The sequence below is a fragment of the Brevibacillus sp. SKDU10 genome (assembly GCF_001645205.1).
In the GTDB taxonomy this organism is placed as follows: Bacteria; Bacillota; Bacilli; order Brevibacillales; family Brevibacillaceae; genus Brevibacillus_B; species Brevibacillus_B halotolerans.
Map to the genome: position 1 here is coordinate 1 of NZ_LSSO01000065.1, position 1,804 is coordinate 1,804.

Below are 1,804 nucleotides of genomic sequence, written 5' to 3' on the forward strand. Positions count from 1 at the left end.
CAGATTCGTACGCCATTTTCCATAAGTCATCAGGTTGCGTTCATTAAAACTGGCGTGATGCTACATTTTATACTTTAGAAAACAAAGCCATAATACGACTTGCGGCTTCTTTGTACCCGCCAGCATTACGTAAGGAATCACCTAACCGCTCGGCATGCTGTTTATAAGCAGATTCGTTTAACACTTGCAACAATGCGGACTTCAAATCTTCAGGAGTAAGCTGACTTTTATCTAAAGTAATACCAGCTCCGAACTCCTCTACCTGCTTGGCAACAAGTGGTTGATCTGAGCTTAGCGGAATCATCACAAGCGGTACATTATAATAGAGAGCCTCACTTGCACTATTCATGCCGGCATGTGTAATAAAAGCATCCGCTTGCTGGAGCACTTCCAACTGGGGAACATACGGCTCAATGATAAAATTATGTGGAATCCTGTCCTCTAGCGAACTCATATCCGTGCCTTGACCGCTCGATAACACAAATTGAGCCGGGATATCGTGAAGGGCTTCAAAGCAAAATTTATAAAATTCGATATCTTTGTTCAAGATACTGCCCATTGAAATGTAGACAACTTTATCATATTGAGCTCGAAGCTGTTCAAGCGGAAATGAAGGAGCATCAAGACGCGGTGTAATGGAGGGGCCAGTAAATATATAGCTATCATCAAGCTTATCAGCATCTGGTTGGAAATCACGGCTTGTAAATACAATCTTAATTTGACCATATTGGCGAGTGATATCTTCAATAGCAGGAACAGCTACGTTGCATGCACTCGCGATGCTTTGCGCTGTATTCGTTAGTCTTTCATAAAGAGCTTCTACATCTAAATCTCCTGCATCAATCTCTTCTATAATTTTGCTTAGAGGCCCAGCAAAAGCGAAGTTTGTAACGGAGCAAATCGTCGGAATACCTAACCTTTTCCCTAAAATTTCCCCTCCCCAACCAAATAAGGAGTCAAAAATTAAGTAGTCAAAAGAATCGTTCTCTACCTGCCTTAAGATTTCCGGAATATGTGGTTCAATAATGCCTCGCAGCATAAAATCGGTGAATTGAAGCGGATGTCTAATTTCGGTTGGATTAAAACCAAGGTCTCTAAATATTTGTTCATCCAATTGATAGGCCAAAAATTGTGCCCCAGTCTGGGCAAGCCTAGTCCGATATTCCTCTGAGCACATATAGACAACTTCTTCTCCATTGTCGACGAGCTGCTTTACTAATCCTAATGTAGGATTCACGTGACCTTCTGCTGGAATCGTTACATACAATACGCGTGCCACTTACTACACCTCCCCAAAAATATCAAAATAGAAGATATTACTATAAATAGAAGATGTTACAACTTGATTATAGATGAGGGAAAATATTGGATCAAGTCTAACGTTAAATCCCAGCACATTGTATAGGGGCGGCTGGGGGTATAGGTAATCCATGAATTTCTATGCTTGTAAAATGCTTGGATAAATATTTGTTAATAGCATCCACATCCTCTTTTTAAGGAAGTAAATATTTTTTCTGCATGAAATACTAAAGTCTGTTTCAGTATCATCTTTAATCTAATAGTCAGTTTTTCCTTGCATTCTATCGAACTTATTTCTACTAAACATTGATTTTCACTTTTGCAAACTAAAAACATAAAAACACACAGGGATGATTCTGAACATTAATTAAAACCACTATTATTAGCATTTTTTATATAAAATTAAGTAATATTTTGTCGAGTTTTGTTTAAAGTTTCGATTTTTTCTATTTAGCAGTTAAAGTCAATACGGTTGGTAGAATAATGCACAGGAGGAAGAAAGGAG

General features: G+C 38.4%; 1 protein-coding gene. It reads right to left on the reverse strand.

The window, feature by feature from the left end; all coding sequences use genetic code 11:
• Positions 1 to 67 precede the first annotated feature (67 nt).
• Positions 68 to 1,279, reverse strand: coding sequence for a macrolide family glycosyltransferase (locus tag AYJ08_RS04555; protein ID WP_064016764.1), 1,212 nt, complete (start codon positions 1,277 to 1,279; stop codon positions 68 to 70).
• Between the last annotated feature and the right edge of the window lie 525 nt (positions 1,280 to 1,804).